This is a genomic window from Calidifontibacter indicus, from assembly GCF_003386865.1.
Lineage (GTDB): Bacteria > Actinomycetota > Actinomycetes > Actinomycetales > Dermatophilaceae > Yimella > Yimella indica.
Genome location: NZ_QTUA01000001.1, coordinates 2,122,548 through 2,138,865 on the forward strand (window position 1 = coordinate 2,122,548; position 16,318 = coordinate 2,138,865).

Below are 16,318 nucleotides of genomic sequence, written 5' to 3' on the forward strand. Positions count from 1 at the left end.
TAGGTGATCGCCGTCGCCCGGGCCGCCTCTTCGCCTATGGGTCGGTGAGGTCGTGCCAGGTTTCGGTGAGTCCTGGGGTGGTGCGGTAGGTGTGGCCGGTGGGTGAGGTCCACTCGACGATCCCGTTGGTGTGTAACCGGATCCGCCACTGGGTTTGCTTCATCCGGTGATGTCTGCGGCACAGGCATTCGAGGTTGACCGTTGCGGTGGGCCCCTGGGGCCATTCGACGGCGTGGTCGAGGTCGACGTTCTTGATCGCGGGCCGGTCGCAGCCCGGTGCCCGACACCGTTGATCCCTCGACTTCACATACCTGGCCATCGTGGGTGGTGGCCGGTAACTGTCGCTGGCCATCGTGTTGGCGGTGGGTTCGCCGGTGACGGGGTCGAACTCGAAGCTGCTGACGGTGATTTTGTCGGCGAACCGGGCGAGGTCGGTCAGGCTGTCGGCGTCGATCGCACCGGCGCGGGCGTGGACGCTCGTCGCGCCCCGTTCACGCATGCCGGAGACGAAGACCCGGCCGTCACTGTCTCGACCAGCACTGTCTCGACCAGCACTGTCTCGACCACTGGTGCTGCATCCACCGTTGGTCTTGCCACCACCGAAGGCTGCCGGTGACTTGGGCTCGCTGATCGGCTCGAGGTCCGACCCAATGTCCGGTTGTTCCGTCTCGGCCGGGATGGTTTCGACTGGTCCGCCTTCGCCGGGCGGCTCAACCGGCGAGGTAACAGGTGGCTCAGCCGGCGGCGAGGTGGGTGGCCCAGTGTCGGGACCAGGGGCGCCCGCCGGCATGCCACCAGAAGCGTCACCCTCACCACTTTCGTCGCCACGGCCACCGTCGTCAGCACGGTCGCCGCCGTCGGTGCTCTTCGTGTCGTCGGCACGGCCACTGTCGTCGTCACGGTCACTCTCATCAGCGCGATCGCCGTCGTCGTTGCTGTTGTTGCTGTCTTTGCCAGCAGTCCCGGTTGCCCCGGTGGCCCCGGCAGCGGTCGGTGCCTGGTTAGCCGGCTTTGTCCAGGTCTTCCCGGCCGTGCCGAAGGTCGGGGTGAGCACCTGGATGTCGAGGTTCAGGGTCACATTCCGCATCGCGAGGTCGAAGAACGCATCCACCCGGTACTCGCCCAGGGATTTGTCGGACTCGTCGCCGTGTTTCATCGCGAACGCCAACTGATCGATCGCGTCCTTCACCGCGGTGATCTGCCCGTTGTCCCCAATGATCGTCAGCATCGACAACCCCGGTGTCGGGTGCGGATCCTGGAACACCCCGCACTGCTGCGCCCTCGTCTTCCGTGCCGTCTCTCGAGCGGCGGAGGGTTGATGCTTCCCCACCAACGTCCGGCACGATTTGCGTGCCTGACCCCTGGTTGTCTGGTGGACTCCCCGGCCGAGGATCTCCGCTTCAACGGTTTCGCACACATCAGGGGAGGCGTCCTGCAACTCCGTCGCAATATCCGCGGCTGTGTCGAGGTTCGCGCGGCCCGCGGCGACTTCCCGCAGCAGGTTCGGGGTGCGGGTCACCATCCGGGCGGAGCGTTGCACTAACCCGATCCCGGCCTGGATCCCCAACCCCAACTCCGCAGCAACGGTGTCGGCGGAGTACATGCTGGTGAACCCCTGGTCGTGCCGCACCCATGGCGTCTTCCTCGTGCCCTGCGGCCCGTCGGGGTGCTCCCACCGCGCGAACTGCGCGATCGAGCGAGCCCGCACCGCTTCCATCGACTGTGCTGCTTGATGCGCGGCCCGGGTCGCGTCCTCGAACAGCGTCATCCGATCGAACACCCGAGACTCGGCCACCAACACCTCATCCAGACCCGCATCCAGACCCGCGAAGGCTTCGTCGTCGGCCCGGCCGGCTGGCCCCTCGGCGGCCACCACAGCAGGCGCGGCTGATCCGACTGCCCCAAGTGTTCCTGCCGGGGCCGTCGTTTCGGGGAACAGGTCCCACCCGAGGAGCGCGTCGGGTTCGTCGACGGCGAAGGGGTCGTCCTGCCCGAGCAACTCGTAGGCGTGCGCGCTGAGGATCTTGGAGATGATCAGCATGATCGTCACCGGGTTCGCACCCGGCACCAAATGAGGGTGGGACGCCAACTCGATCGCGGCGTCCAACCCGTCTTCGAAGATCACAGATTCAAGCAACTCGGCCGGTTCGATACCGCCCGGTCGAGCCTCGAAATCTGGTGTCCCCTCCATGCACTTATCATACACGTGTTCGAACTCGCTGGGCAGGGTTTCAACAGGCGAATTTGATTGATTTCTCAAGGGTTTTCGCGGATCTCGACTCGACCTCCGCCACCGCTCCGGCACGATCGCAACCCCGGCGAAGGTTTGCAGAATCGCGCGCTTGCGTCGCGTGTCCTGCAAACCTTCGCGGGGTGTGCCCACGGCAAGCAGGCTCAGTGCGCGGCCGTGGGAGTGGCTCGACCAGCGGGGTGCCGGCGGCTTCGGCCGAAGTGCCGCGGCCGGAAGGAGCGCGGTGCTAACTTCGGCGTCATCGGGGCGCCGCCCCCGCGCGGCGATCGGCGGAGAATCCATGAGCGCCACGAGGCTGAGCACTGCGCCGCCCACCGCGTCTCGGCGCGCACGCGGCCGGCTCGCACTTGCCCTCGCACTCGGCTCGGCACTGTTGCTGCTCGCTCTGGTCGCGGGTCGGGTCGTCTGGTTCCGGCACGAGTACGGCTCGTGGAATCCGTTCGACTACCCGGGCCGCCTGACCGTGCACGGGCGCACCTACTACCCGTCGACCGGCGGTCCGACCACCGTGCCGCCCGGGCCGATCATGACAGCGGCCCAGGTCGGCGAGATCGCACCGGGTGCGCTGGTGAAGGTCGGCAGTGTCGGGCCGATTCCGTTCAGTTCGATCGGGCGCCACGACGTCTACGCCAACTCCTCCGGCTGCGCCATGGCGGCACTGCTGAAACTCGGGCCCGATCGCTACGGTCTGTACGGCCTCTCCGGATCCTGCTGACCAGATCCGACAGGCCCGAGGCACTCCGCAGGTGCCTGGCGCCCAGAATCGCCGCGCCGTGGGCCCTTGGAGACGTCCAGAATGTGGGACAAGGGAGTCCCATTGCATGGAACGTCAAGCCCTGTCGGTAGTGTTGTTCCTCGCATGTCCGGCCAACGTCGTCCGCCATGCTCTTTGCAGACAACGGTGGCTCGATTCGTCGCGGCCACCAGGACGACAGGATGGTGATCGGACCTATGGGTCAGACCTCGTTCTCCGCGGTTCCGAAGGCGCAGGGCCTCTACAACCCCGTGGCCGAGAAGGACGCGTGTGGTGTCGCGATGGTTGCGACCATGCGCGGCTGGGCAGGGCACGACATCGTGCAGCTCGGACTCACCGCGCTGATGAACCTCGAGCACCGCGGAGCCACCGGTGCCGACCCGACCGTCGGCGACGGCGCCGGCATCCTCACCCAGATCCCGGACGAGTTCCTGCGTTCGGTGTGTGATTTCGAACTGCCCGGCAAGGGCGAATACGCGATCGGTATCGCGTTCATGCCGCAGGACCCCGACGCCCAGTGGCACATCGGTGAGCGCATCGCCGAGATCGCCGGCGAGGAGAACCTGCGGGTGCTCGGCTGGCGCGACGTGCCGACCGTCGACTCGATGATCGGTCAGGCCGCCCGCGATGTGATGCCGGTGTTCCGCCAGGTCGCGTTGGCCGGTGGCGACGGCGAGGTCAGCGGACTCGACCTGGAGCGCCGCGCGTTCGCACTGCGCAAGCGCATCGAGCGCGAAACCGAGGTCTACTTCCCGTCGCTGTCGAGCCGCACCATCACGTACAAGGGCATGCTCACCACCGAGCAGTTGGGGCAGTTCTACCCCGACCTGTCCGACGAGCGGTTCTCCTCCGAGCTGGCCCTGGTGCACTCGCGCTTCTCGACCAACACCTTCCCGGCGTGGCCGCTGGCGCACCCGTACCGCCTCATCGCGCACAACGGTGAGATCAACACCGTCCGCGGCAACCGCAACTGGATGCACGCGCGCGAATCCACCCTGCGCAGTGAGCTTTTCGGCGACGACATGAAGCGCCTGTTCCCGATCTGTGCAGCTGAGGTGTCCGACTCCGCGTCGTTCGACGAGGTGCTCGAGCTGCTCCACCTCGGCGGACGCAGCCTGCCGCACGCGGTGCTGATGATGATTCCGGAGGCGTGGGAGAACCACGCCACGATGGACCCCGAGCGCCGCGCGTTCTACGAGTACCACTCGGCTCTCATGGAGCCGTGGGACGGCCCGGCGTGCGTCGCGTTCACCGACGGCACCCTCGTCGGCGCGGTGCTCGACCGCAACGGCCTGCGCCCGGGCCGCTACTCGGTCACCGACGACGGTCTCGTCGTGCTGGCTTCCGAGGCCGGCGTGCTCGACCTCGACCCCGCCAAGGTGGTGCGCAAGGGTCGCCTCCAGCCGGGCAAGATGTTCCTGGTCGACACCGCTGCCGGACGCCTCGTCGGCGACGAAGAGGTCAAGCAGCAACTGGCCCAGGAGCACCCCTATCAGGAGTGGCTGCACGGCGGCCTCATCCACTTCGACGACCTTCCCGAGCGCGAACACGTCTGGCACTCACCGAAATCGGTGCTACGTCGTCAGCAGACCTTCGGCTACACCAACGAGGAGATCCGCATCCTGCTGCGCCCGATGGCGGCCGGCAAGGGCGAGGCCCTCGGGTCGATGGGCACCGACACCCCGATCGCGGTGTTGTCCGACCGTCCGCGGTTGATCTTCGACTACTTCGTGCAGCTGTTCGCGCAGGTGACCAACCCGCCGCTCGACGCGATGCGCGAGGAGCTCGTCACCTCACTCGGCGGCTTCATGGGCCCGGAGGGCAACTTGCTCGAAGCGCTGCCGCAGCACGCCCGTCAGGTCGAACTGCCGTTCCCGGTGATCGACAACGACCAGCTCGCGAAGATCCGCCACATCAACGCCGAGGGCGCGTTCCCAGGCTTCGCGACGTATGTCGTGCGCGGCACCTTCGACGTGCAGGGCGGCGTGACCGCGCTGCGCGCGCGGCTGCGCGGCATCTGCACCGAGGTCAGCGAGGCGATCGCCGACGGTTACCGCTTCATCATCCTGTCCGACCGTGACAGCAACGCCGACTTCGCACCGATCCCGTCGCTGCTGCTCACCTCGACCGTCCACCACCACCTGATCCGGGAGCACACCCGCGCCCAGGTCGGTCTGGTGGTCGAGGCCGGCGACGTGCGCGAGGTGCACCACATCGCGCTGCTCGTTGGTTACGGCGCCGCCGCGGTCAACCCGTACCTGGCGATGGAGACCGTCGAAGACCTCGTCCGCCGCGGCGACATCCCCGACGTCACCGCCGAGCAGGCCGTCAAGAACCTCATCAAGTCGCTCGGCAAGGGCCTGCTCAAGGTGATGTCGAAGATGGGCATCTCGACCGTCGCGTCCTACCGCGGCGCGCAGGTCTTCGAGGCCGTGGGTCTGTCGAAGGAACTCATCGACGAGCACTTCACCGGCACCACCTCGCGCCTGGGTGGCATCGGGCTCGACGCGATCGCCAAGGAGGTGGCCGAGCGCCACGCCGTGGCCTACCCGCCGAGCGGTCAGCTCCAGCCGCACCGCGCCCTCGAGGTCGGTGGCGAGTACCAGTGGCGCCGGGAAGGGCCGCCGCACCTGTTCGACCCCGAGACGGTCTTCCGGTTGCAGCACTCCACCCGGCAGCGCCGCTACGACATCTTCAAGCAGTACACGAGCAAGGTCGACGACCAGGCCGAGCGGCTGATGACCCTGCGCGGGCTGTTCAAGTTCAAGGACACCCGTCCGTCGATCCCGATCGGGGAGGTCGAGCCGGTCAGCGAGATCGTCAAGCGGTTCTCGACCGGCGCGATGAGCTACGGCTCGATCAGCAAGGAAGCCCACGAGACCCTCGCGATCGCGATGAACAACCTCGGCGCGCGCTCCAACACCGGTGAGGGCGGCGAGGACCCGGAGCGGTTGAAGGACCCGAAGCGTCGTTCGTCGATCAAGCAGGTGGCCTCCGGACGGTTCGGTGTCACCTCGCTCTACCTCACCGAGTCGGACGACATCCAGATCAAGATGGCGCAGGGCGCCAAGCCCGGCGAGGGCGGACAGCTGCCCGGCAACAAGGTGTACCCCTGGGTCGCGAAGACCCGTCACTCGACGCCGGGTGTCGGACTCATCTCGCCGCCGCCGCACCACGACATCTACTCGATCGAGGACCTCGCCCAGCTGATCCACGACCTGAAGAACGCCAATCCGTCGGCGCGCGTGCACGTCAAGCTCGTCGCCGAGAACGGTGTCGGCACGGTTGCCGCGGGTGTGTCGAAGGCGCACGCCGACGTCGTGCTGATCTCCGGTCACGACGGCGGCACCGGTGCGGCCCCGCTCACCTCGCTCAAGCACGCCGGTGGACCCTGGGAGCTCGGCCTCGCCGAGACCCAGCAGACGCTGCTGCTCAACAACCTGCGCGACCGCATCGTCGTGCAGGCCGACGGCCAGCTGAAGACCGGACGCGACGTGATGATCGCGGCCCTGCTCGGCGCCGAGGAGTTCGGTTTCGCGACCGCCCCGCTGGTGGTCAGCGGCTGCATCATGATGCGGGTCTGCCACCTCGACACCTGCCCGGTCGGCGTCGCCACCCAGAACCCCGAACTGCGGGCGCGGTTCAGCGGCAAGCCGGAGTTCGTGGAGACCTTCTTCGAGTACATCGCCGAGGAGGTGCGCGAGCTGCTCGCCCAGCTCGGCTTCCGCACCCTGCAGGAGGCGATCGGTCACTCCGACCTCATCGACACGGTCGCGGCGATCAACCACTGGAAGGCCGCCGGTCTCGACCTGTCGCCGATCCTGGCCCAGGTCGACGTGCCCGACGACGCCCCGCGGCACTGCGTCACCACTCAGGACCACGGTCTCGACCGCGCCCTGGACAACAAGCTCATCGAGATGAGTTCCGACGCGCTCGAGCACTCCGAGCCGGTGCGCATCGACCTGCCGGTGAGCAACGTCAACCGCACCGTCGGCACAATGCTCGGCCACGAGGTCACCAAGCGCTTCGCCGACGGTCTGCCCGACGGCACGATCGACGTGTCGCTGCGCGGCTCGGCCGGTCAGTCGCTCGGTGCGTTCCTGCCGGCCGGCATCACGCTGCGCATGTTCGGTGAGGCCAACGACTACGTCGGCAAGGGGCTGTCCGGCGGACGCGTCGTCGTCCGGCCGCTACCCGAGGCCTCACTGGTCGCGGAGGCGAACGCCATCGCGGGCAACGTGATCGGTTACGGCGCGACGTCGGGTGAGATCTTCCTGCGCGGTGTCGTCGGCGAACGCTTCTGCGTGCGCAACTCCGGCGCGACCGCCGTCGTCGAGGGCGTGGGCGACCACGGCTGTGAGTACATGACCGGTGGCACCGTGCTCGTGCTCGGCCCGACCGGACGCAACTTCGGCGCCGGTATGTCGGGCGGCGTGGCGTACGTGCTCGACCTCGACGAGCAGCAGGTCAACCGCGAACTCGTCGACGTGTCGCCGCTGCGCGACCGCGACAAGTCCGTCGTGGAGAAGCTGCTGCGCGACCACTGCGAGTGGACCGAGTCGACCGTCGCGAGCAAGCTGCTCGGCGACCTCGACGGGGCGTTCCAGCGGTTCTCGCTGGTGCTGCCCCGTGATTACCAGCGCGTCCTCGACGTGCGTGAACAAGCTGAGACCGAAGGCCTCGACCTCGACGGTGTCGAGGTGTGGGGTCGGATCATGGAGGTGTCCGGTGGCTGACCCGCGCGGATTTCTGAAGCACCGCGAGCGCGAACTGCCCGCTCGCCGTCCGGTGCCGGTGCGCATCAAGGACTGGAAAGAGGTCTACGAGGAGCAGGAACTCGGTCAGCTGCAGCGGCAGGCGAGCCGCTGCATGGACTGCGGAATCCCGTTCTGTCACAGCGGCTGTCCGCTGGGCAACCTCATCCCGGAGTGGAACGACCTGGCCTACCGGGGGGAGTGGCACGACGCGATCGAGCGACTGCACGCCACGAACAACTTCCCGGAGTTCACCGGACGCCTGTGCCCGGCGCCGTGCGAGACCGCGTGCGTGCTCGGCATCTCGCAGCCGGCGGTGACGATCAAGCAGATCGAGGTCACCACCATCGATCAGGCGTTCGCGAACGGCGACGTCGAGCCGCAGATCCCGAACCGGTTGACCAACAAGACGGTCGCGGTGGTGGGTTCGGGTCCGGCCGGTCTGGCCGCCGCCCAGCAGCTCACCCGCGCCGGTCACACGGTGGCCGTCTACGAGCGCGCCGACAAGCCCGGTGGACTGCTGCGCTACGGCATCCCCGAGTTCAAGATGGAGAAGTCGGTGCTCGACCGCCGGCTCGAGCAGATGATGGCCGAGGGCACCCGCTTCCGGTGTGGCGTCGAGATCGGCAAGGACATCACCGGTGAGCAGCTGCGTCAGCGTTACGACGCGGTGGTGCTGGCCACCGGCTCGACCGTGCCGCGTGACCTGCCGGTGCCGGGCCGTGAACTGAACGGCATCCACCAGGCCATGGACTTCCTGCCGCAGGCCAACCGGCAGGCGCTGGGGGAGACCGTCGAGAACCAGATCACCGCCGAGGGCAAGCACGTCATCGTGATCGGTGGCGGCGACACCGGTGCCGACTGCATCGGCACCTCGCACCGTCACGGTGCGAAGTCGGTGACCTCGCTGGAGATCATGCCGCGCCCGGGCGAGGACCGTTCCGACAACCACCCGTGGCCGACCTACCCGATGATCTACCGCGTCGCGAGCGCCCACGAGGAGGGCGGCGAGCGCGTCTACGCCGTCTCCACCAAGGAGCTCGTCGACGACGGCTTCGGCAACGTGAAGGCGCTGCGGTTGGTCGAGGTGCGTCAGGGCGACAAGGGCTTCGAGGAGGTGCCGGGGTCGGAGAAGGAGATTCCGGCCGACCTCGTGCTCCTCGCGATGGGCTTCGTCGGGCCTGAGTCCGAGGGTCTGCTCGAGCAGCTGGACGTCGCCAAGGACGAGCGCTCCAATGTCGCCCGCGACTCCCGCTTCGAGACGAGCGTGCCCGGCGTGTTCGTCTGCGGTGACGCCGGACGTGGTCAGTCGCTCATCGTGTGGGCGATCGCCGAGGGGCGGTCGGCTGCCCGTGGCGTCGACGAATTCCTTTCCGGCGCATCGGAACTCCCGGCTCCGATCCGTCCGACCGATCGGCCCCTGACGGTCTGATCGAACGAGCGTCGAACCGCTCCGTCTCGCCCCGCGGACCTACGCGTGGGTAGCGGCGGAGCGGTTCGGTTTGTTCGCACACACTCGCTAGGGTTCCAGGTATGCGTAGAGCCAAGATCGTCGCAACCATGGGGCCCGCTGTGGCATCCCCCGAGAAGCTCACCGAGCTCGTCCAGGCCGGGCTCGACGTCGCCCGGCTCAACCTGTCGCACGGCAGCCACGACGACCACGCCCAGATGTACCAGTGGGTGCGTGAGGCCAGCGACGCCGAGGGGCACGCCGTCGCCATCCTCGCCGACCTGCAGGGCCCCAAGATCCGCACCGGCCGCTTCTCCGGCGGCCCGATCGCGGTGGCCAAGGGCGACACCTTCACGATCACGATCGACGAGGTCGACGGCGACCAGCACCGCGTCTCGACCACCTTCAAGGGGCTGCCCGGCGACGTGAAGCCCGGCGACCGCATCCTCATCGACGACGGCAAGATCGAGTTGCGTGCCATCTCGGTGACCGACACCGACGTCGTCACCGAGGTCGTCGAGGGCGGCCAGATCTCCAACAACAAGGGCATCAACCTGCCCGGCGTCGCGGTGAGTGTGCCGGCGCTGTCGGAGAAGGACGAGGACGACCTGCGCTGGGCGCTGCGGCAGGGCTGCGACTTCATCGCGCTGTCGTTCGTGCGCGATGCGAAGGACATCGACCGGGTGCACGAGATCATGCGCGAGGAGGGCGAGATGCGCCCGGTGATCGCGAAGATCGAGAAGCCGCAGGCGGTGGAGAACCTCGAAGCGATCATCGACGCGTTCGACGGGCTGATGGTGGCTCGCGGCGACCTCGGTGTCGAATTGCCGCTGGAGGACGTGCCGATCGTGCAGAAGCGCGCGGTCGAACTTGCTCGTGCCGCCTCCAAGCCGGTGATCGTCGCCACCCAGGTGCTGGAGTCGATGATCGAGCACCACCGTCCGACCCGCGCCGAGGCCAGCGACTGCGCCAACGCGGTGCTCGACGGCGCCGACGCGATCATGTTGTCGGGGGAGACCTCGATGGGCGCCTGGCCGGTCGAGGCCGTCCGCACGATGGCACGCATCATCGAGAGCACCGAGAAGAACGGGTTCGACCGCATCCCGGCGCTGTCCTCGGACGCACCGCAGTCGATGGGTGGCGCCGTCTGCCAGGCAGGTGCCGAGGTCGGCGAGATCGTCGGGGCGAAGTTCCTCATCACCTTCACCACGACCGGCGGTTCCACCAAGCGCATGGCGCGCCTGCGCTCGAAGATCCCGAGCCTCGCGTTCACCCCGAACCAGTTGGTGCGCTCGCAGCTGGCCCTGACGTGGGGTGTCGAGACCTTCCTGGTCGACGAGGTGGTGCACACCGACCAGATGGCGATGCAGGTCGACGAGACCCTGCTCGCCGACGGTCACTGTCACGAGGGCGAGCTCGTCATCATCATCGCCGGCTCCCCGCCCGGGATTCCCGGTTCGACGAACGCGCTGCGGGTGCACAGGGTCGGTGACGCGCAGAACGGCGTCGCACCGGCGTACGGCTTCCACCAGGGTTGACCCGCGGCTTGCGAGGCGCTCCGGGGTCAAGTCCCGGGGTGCCCCGCGACCACGAGGTGGAACTCGTTGCCGTCGGGGTCGGCGAACTCGAACACGCCGTTCGGGTGCGCCGCGAGTGCTTCGGCGCCGAGCGCCTGCAGCCGGGCGATCTCGTCGTCAACCTCCGCGTGGTCGACGACGAGTTCGAAGCGTTGCCGGTTCGGCACGGTGCGTGGCGCGACCGGGGGACCGCCCCACGCCACCTTCGTGCCCAACACGACGGTAGGGAAACCGAGTGGTCGACCACAACGGAGTTTCCAGCTGGATTGCGAATCGGGGCGAACCCCAAGGGAATTCGCCCCGATCAGCAATCGGTTCGTCAGCACTGTGACGTGGTGCCGGGAGCGGGACTTGAACCCGCACGCCCTTTCGAGCAAAGCATTTTGAGTGCTCCGTGTCTGCCATTCCACCACCCCGGCAGTGGACCGCCGCGCAAGTGTATGACAGGGCCACCACCGGTCACGAATCGCCCGTCGACCACCGGCATCCCGCAGCCACTCGTCGGCTTAGGGCATCCGCGTGAGGAGCGTCACGTGAGCAACCCGGAATGCAACGGGGACAGCAGCTAGTTGACGCGTCAATGAAGAAGCTTGGTCTCATCGTCTCCAGCACCCGTCCGTCCCGCATCGGCCCGAAGGCCGCCGAGTGGGTCAAGTCCGTCGCCGCGAACCAGGGCTGGGAGGTGGAGTTGTTCGACCTCGCCGAGATCGGTCTGCCCTTCCTGGACGAGGCCGACGTGCCGATGCAGGGCAACTACACCCAGCCGCACACCAAGGAGTGGGCCGCGAAGGTCGCCGGCGTCGACGCCGTCGCCGTCGTGACCCCGCAGTACAACAAGAGCTTCCCGGCCACCATCAAGAACGCGATCGACTTCCTGTTCGCCGAGTGGAACGACAAGCCGGTCGCCCTGGTCGGTTACGGCTGGACCGGCGGCACTGACGCCACCGAGGGCCTGGCCGGCGTGTTCGGCCACGTGAAGGCGAACGTCGTCGACCAGATCAACCTGGTCTTCAACACCGACCTCGACCCGGCGGGCGAGATGACCGTCTCCGAGGAGAACGACGACGCGCTGCGCATCGCCCTGACCGCGATGGCCGACGCTCCGGCCAACCAGCCGGCCTGACGCCGTCCCTACGCACGTCGAGACAATCCGAGGGCCCCGAGGGCACTCCGCACACGGAGTCCCCTCGGGGCTTTCGCGTTCCGTCGGCGCGGGCGCGCAGCGGCGCAGTGGGTGGGACTAGCGTTGTCCGCGGACCACAGGGAAGGACGGCGCACGGTGGGACTGTTCAACGGACGCGGCAAGAGCCGCGACGACGGCACACGCCAGGCGGAGGCGATCACCCGCTTCTGGCAGTGGTGGAGCGACGAGGGCATGGCGCGCAGCAGCAGTGCGCTCGCCGACGCCGAGCCGTCCAGGATCGTGGCCGAGGTCAGCGCGCAGGTCGAGGCGATCGCGCACGACCTCGCGTGGGAGTTCGCCAAGGGCGACACCTCGATGCACCGGCTGGTCGTCACCGCCGACGGTGATCCGGCGCTGCGGGCCACCGCGCGCCGCTGGCTCGACGCCGCACCCGAGGCCGACGTGTTCTGGTCGTACGCCGACGCGCGGCCGCCGATGATTGACATCGACGAGGCCGTGCTCGAACTCGACTCCGTCAGGTTGCCGCTCGCACAAACCCGGGTCGGCGTACGGCGCTCGGGCACCCGGGTCGACGTGCAGGTGCACCACCCGCGCATCACCGAGCTGAACCCGGGCGCCCAGACCACCTTCTGCTTCCTCGCGATCGACGCCGCCGTCGGCGAGACGATGACCGAGACGTGGATCGGGGAGTTGCAGCCGGCGTTGGTCGCCCCGATCGACGGATTCGGGTTGAGCGGCCTGCGCGCCGTGGTGCGGGATCTCGCCCAGGAGTTCGACGGCGACGCCCGCTGGGTGGTGCTCGAGGGCACCAGCCAGCTCGGACCCGTGCGGGTGCTGGCGCGCGTGCCGCTCGCGGCGGCGAGTGCGCCCACGCTCGACGAGGCGGTCGTCGTCACGGTCGCCTACGAGGCCGGAGCCGACGGCTTGCCGACCGACGACGCCGAGCAGGCGCTGGAGGGCTTCCGGGCTCACCTCGTGGAGCGGCTCGAGGAACAGGGCGAGCTCGTCGCAGTGGTCATGACAGGCGGACGCTGCGAACTCGACTTCTACGTCGACTCGACCCGCACGGGTGCGGCCCAGCTGACCGCTGCGGCTCGTGCCTGGTCGGGCAAGGTCGACACCCAGGTCGAACGCGACCCGGGGTGGTCGCGGGTGGCCCACCTGCGCGGCTGAGCGGCCCCGAAACACCCTGCGAAAGTTTGCGCGACACGCGCGCCAGGCGCATCGTCGTGCAAGCTTTCGCAAGCTGAGGCGGGGAATGTCACACCCGCGCGGGCCGTGCGGCCCTCGGCCGGGCGCTGACCCGCCGATATTCTGGACGGTATGTCTGACTCCACCGCCGGCCCGTTGCGCATCGTCGTCGCCGAGGACGAAGCGATCATCCGTCTCGACCTCATCGAGATGCTGCGGGAGGCCGGGCACGACGTCGTGGGGGAGGCCGGCGACGGCCGCCGCGCGGTCGAGTTGGTCGAGCAACTGCGTCCCGACCTCGTGGTGATGGACGTCAAGATGCCCCGCCTCGACGGCATCAGCGCTGCACAGGAGATCGGCGGCGCGGGGCTGGCGCCCGTCGTGATGCTCACCGCGTTCAGCGACAAGGAACTGGTCGAACGAGCCACCGACGCCGGTGTCATGGCGTACGTGCTCAAGCCGTTCACGGCCGACGACCTGCGTCCGGCGGTGACGATCGCGACGAGTCGGTGGGCCGAGCGCAAGGCACTCGAATCCGAGGTCGCCGACCTGTCCCAGCGGCTCGAGACCCGCAAGGCCGTCGACAAGGCCAAGGGCATCCTGATGAAGACGCTCGGGCTCGACGAAGCGGCCGCGTTCCGCTGGATCCAGAAGGCCGCGATGGACCGGCGCCTGGGGATGCGCGAGGTCGCCGAGGCCGTCGTCGCCGGCGGCGGACCGGCCAGCAAACGCTGAACGAAACCTCCACGAAACAAACCAAGTTCGGACGCTAGGTAACGAACAGGCCTCGATCCGGGGAACGCAGTAGGTCAAGCGAACAACTTCACCTAGTGTTCCGACCGCCCCAACAGACCCGTCCGACCGGTCGCCGGGGCGCTGAAAGCGAAGTGCCGCAGTGGCCCTCGCGTAGACTGATGGAGGACTTCACAGTGTCCCGGACTCTGAAGACTGCGGCTGTTCTCGCCGCGCTTTCCCTGACCGTTGCAGGTTGCGCCAACAAGAGCGACGAAGGTGGCAGCGGTGGCGGCTGCAACAAGGTGATCGCGTACGCAGGTGCCATGAGCGGCCCGAACGCACAGTTGGGTATCAACGAGTACAACGGTGGCCAGCTCGCGGTGAACCAGTACAACGAGAAACACTCCGACTGCAAGGTCCAGTTCAAGAAGTTCGACACCGAAGGTGACCCGAACAAGGCGCCCGGTGTCGTGACCCAGTTGGTGAACGACCAGAACATCATCGGTGTTCTCGGTCTGCCGTTCTCCGGTGAGTCGAAGGCAACCGGTAAGATCTTCGAGCAGGCCGGTCTGGTGCACATCACCGCGTCGGCCACGAACCCGAGCCTGACCACCAATGGATGGAAGACGTTCTTCCGCGGCTTGGGCAACGACAACGTGCAGGGCCCGGCGGTCAAGGCGCTCGCCGACAAGCAGGGCTTCAAGAAGGTCTTCGTCGTGCAGGATGACTCCGACTACGGCGTCGGCCTCGCGGCAACGGCGACCAAGGCGCTCGGCGGCATGGTGACCGGCAGCGACAAGGTCACCACCAACCAGAAGGACTTCTCCGCAACGGTCCAGAAGGTGCTCGACTCGAAGGCCGATGCCGTCTTCTACTCCGGCTACTACGCCGAGGGTGCTCCCTTCGACTCGCAGCTGGTCGCCAAGGGCTACAAGGGCGCGTTCATCGGCCCCGACGGTGTCAAGGACCCGGAGTTCATCAAGCAAGCCGGTAGCGCTTCCACCAACGCCTACTTCACCTGCCCGTGCATCCCGGGCGACACCCTCAAGGACTTCGCGACCGCGTACAAGACGGTCGCCAATTCGGCCCCGGGCACCTACTCCGTTGAGGCGTACGACGCCACGAACGTGCTGCTCGACGGTGTCAGCAAGGGCAACACCAGCCGCTCGAAGCTGCTGTCCTACGTCAAGGGCGCGGACTTCAAGGGCCTGGCCAAGCAGTACAAGTGGAACGACAAGGGCGAACTAACCGACGCTGCGGTCTACGGCTACAAGGTCGACAACGGCCAGATTGTCTCAATCGGCAAGCTCTGAGCGTCCGACCCATCGACCATCGCCCGGGCGTTTCCCCGTCGCACCATCGGCAGGGAACCGCCCGGGCCGTCTTGAGTGAGGTCTCGTGATCCACACACTTGCCCTGGCAGCAGCCGACAACTCCGGCTGGATCGGTTTCCACCTCGGCGACCTGATCCGCAACATCCTTCCGCTCACCGTCGACGGGCTGACTTACGGTGCGATCTACGCACTTGTTGCCCTTGGCTACACCCTCGTTTACGGCGTGCTCAACCTCATCAACTTCGCGCACTCGGAGGTGTTCATCTCCGGTGCGTACGCCGCGGTGTTCACCCTCGTGGCCTTCGGCTTCGGGCCTAGTGCACCGACGATGAACATCGTGGCCGTGATCGGCGCGCTCCTCGTGGCGATGGTCGCGGCCGCGCTCACCTCCGGTGTGATTGCGCTCGGTGTCGAACGCCTGGCCTACAAGCCGTTGCGGGCGCGCAACGCACCCCGGTTGGTCTTCCTGATCACCGCGATCGGCATGTCGTTCGTCATTCAGTACGCCATCTTCTGGTGGCGCGGCGCCGTCGCTGAGCCGCGGGTCACGATGTTCAACGACAAGGCGCTGTTCACGGTCGGCCGGCTGACCGTGTACCCCAGCCAGTTGATCATCGTGATCGCCGCGGTACTGATGATGGTGGGCATCGATGCCCTGATCCGCCGTACCCGCATCGGGCGCGGCATCCGCGCCGTCGCCCAAGACCCAGACACCGCCACCCTGATGGGCGTCAACCGCGAGCGGATCATCATGGTCACCTTTGTGCTTGGGGGTTGCCTGGCAGGCGTCGCGGCGTTCTTCTACATCATGAAGGTGCCTTCCGGCGCGGTCTATAACGGCGGATTCATCCTTGGCATCAAGGCTTTCACCGCCGCGGTGCTCGGTGGCATCGGTAACGTGCGCGGAGCGCTATTGGGTGGTCTGCTGCTGGGTGTCATCGGAAACTACGGGTCCTACCTGCTGGGCAGCTCGCAGTGGATCGACATCGTCTGCTTCGTCATCCTGGTCGCCGTGTTGATGGTCCGTCCTGACGGCATCCTCGGATCGAACCTGGCGAAGGTGAGAGCATGAGCACCCGCTGCCGCCCTACGCTCTCGCAGCCCTTCGCAAGTGTGCTCCTTTGTCCC

11 protein-coding genes and 1 tRNA gene are annotated in these 16,318 nt (G+C 67.5%); 9 read left to right on the plus strand and 3 right to left on the minus strand.

All coding sequences use genetic code 11. The annotated features are described in order from the left end of the window. Positions 1-34 precede the first annotated feature (34 nt). On the minus strand, positions 35-2,191 hold the full coding sequence (locus DFJ65_RS10135) for an HNH endonuclease signature motif containing protein (protein WP_147301368.1): 2,157 nt from the start codon (positions 2,189-2,191) through the stop codon (positions 35-37). Positions 2,192-2,531: 340 nt separating this feature from the next. Here DFJ65_RS10135 and DFJ65_RS10140 point away from each other — a divergent pair, with 340 nt between their 5' ends. The 4 genes from DFJ65_RS10140 to pyk all read left to right on the plus strand — a co-directional run bounded on the left by DFJ65_RS10140 (position 2,532) and on the right by pyk (position 10,747). Next, a complete protein-coding gene (locus DFJ65_RS10140; RefSeq protein WP_115922920.1) occupies positions 2,532-2,966 on the plus strand; it encodes a hypothetical protein in 435 nt (144 codons plus the stop codon). A 236-nt stretch (positions 2,967-3,202) separates the two neighbouring features. Next, positions 3,203-7,741, plus strand: coding sequence for a glutamate synthase large subunit (gene gltB, locus DFJ65_RS10145; protein WP_115922921.1), 4,539 nt, complete (start codon positions 3,203-3,205; stop codon positions 7,739-7,741). Beyond that, on the plus strand, positions 7,734-9,191 hold the full coding sequence (locus tag DFJ65_RS10150) for a glutamate synthase subunit beta (protein WP_115922922.1): 1,458 nt from the start codon (positions 7,734-7,736) through the stop codon (positions 9,189-9,191). The genes gltB and DFJ65_RS10150 overlap by 8 nt, the downstream gene beginning before the upstream one ends. Positions 9,192-9,292: 101 nt before the next feature. Then, a complete protein-coding gene (gene pyk, locus DFJ65_RS10155; protein ID WP_115922923.1) occupies positions 9,293-10,747 on the plus strand; it encodes a pyruvate kinase in 1,455 nt (484 codons plus the stop codon). Positions 10,748-10,773: 26 nt separating this feature from the next. On the opposite strand, the gene DFJ65_RS17805 is transcribed toward pyk, so the two are convergent. Together DFJ65_RS17805 and DFJ65_RS10165 are read right to left on the minus strand one after the other, a co-directional pair. Next, entirely contained in the window at positions 10,774-11,004 is a 231-nt protein-coding gene (locus DFJ65_RS17805; RefSeq protein WP_115922924.1) for a VOC family protein, read from the minus strand. 115 nt (positions 11,005-11,119) lie between these two features. Then, positions 11,120-11,205, minus strand: a tRNA-Leu gene (locus tag DFJ65_RS10165). Positions 11,206-11,366: 161 nt separating this feature from the next. Between DFJ65_RS10165 and DFJ65_RS10170 the strand changes: the two genes are divergently transcribed. The 5 genes from DFJ65_RS10170 (at position 11,367) to DFJ65_RS10190 (ending at position 16,262) form a co-directional block, all read left to right on the plus strand. Beyond that, a complete protein-coding gene (locus DFJ65_RS10170) occupies positions 11,367-11,909 on the plus strand; it encodes an NADPH-dependent FMN reductase (protein WP_115922925.1) in 543 nt (180 codons plus the stop codon). 156 nt (positions 11,910-12,065) lie between these two features. Continuing rightward, complete coding sequence (locus DFJ65_RS10175; protein WP_115922926.1) at positions 12,066-13,103, plus strand: DUF695 domain-containing protein; 1,038 nt, start codon at positions 12,066-12,068, stop codon at positions 13,101-13,103. 150 nt (positions 13,104-13,253) lie between these two features. Beyond that, positions 13,254-13,856: an ANTAR domain-containing response regulator gene (locus DFJ65_RS10180; protein ID WP_115922927.1), complete on the plus strand. Its 603-nt coding sequence runs from the start codon at positions 13,254-13,256 to the stop codon at positions 13,854-13,856. A gap of 194 nt (positions 13,857-14,050) precedes the next feature. Next, on the plus strand, positions 14,051-15,169 hold the full coding sequence (locus tag DFJ65_RS10185; RefSeq protein ID WP_245950165.1) for a branched-chain amino acid ABC transporter substrate-binding protein: 1,119 nt from the start codon (positions 14,051-14,053) through the stop codon (positions 15,167-15,169). A gap of 85 nt (positions 15,170-15,254) precedes the next feature. Beyond that, a complete protein-coding gene (locus tag DFJ65_RS10190; RefSeq protein ID WP_115922929.1) occupies positions 15,255-16,262 on the plus strand; it encodes a branched-chain amino acid ABC transporter permease in 1,008 nt (335 codons plus the stop codon). Positions 16,263-16,318 lie beyond the last annotated feature (56 nt).

Excerpts from the sequence above, each read along its gene's own strand:
- pyk (WP_115922923.1), top strand. The coding sequence starts at position 9,293 with ATGCGTAGAGCCAAGATCGTCGCAACCATGGGGCCCGCTGTGGCATCC.
- DFJ65_RS10170 (WP_115922925.1), top strand. The coding sequence starts at position 11,367 with ATGAAGAAGCTTGGTCTCATCGTCTCCAGCACCCGTCCGTCCCGCATC.
- gltB (WP_115922921.1), top strand. The coding sequence starts at position 3,203 with ATGGGTCAGACCTCGTTCTCCGCGGTTCCGAAGGCGCAGGGCCTCTAC.
- DFJ65_RS10135 (WP_147301368.1), bottom strand. The coding sequence starts at position 2,191 with ATGGAGGGGACACCAGATTTCGAGGCTCGACCGGGCGGTATCGAACCG.
- DFJ65_RS10180 (WP_115922927.1), top strand. The coding sequence starts at position 13,254 with ATGTCTGACTCCACCGCCGGCCCGTTGCGCATCGTCGTCGCCGAGGAC.
- DFJ65_RS10140 (WP_115922920.1), top strand. The coding sequence starts at position 2,532 with ATGAGCGCCACGAGGCTGAGCACTGCGCCGCCCACCGCGTCTCGGCGC.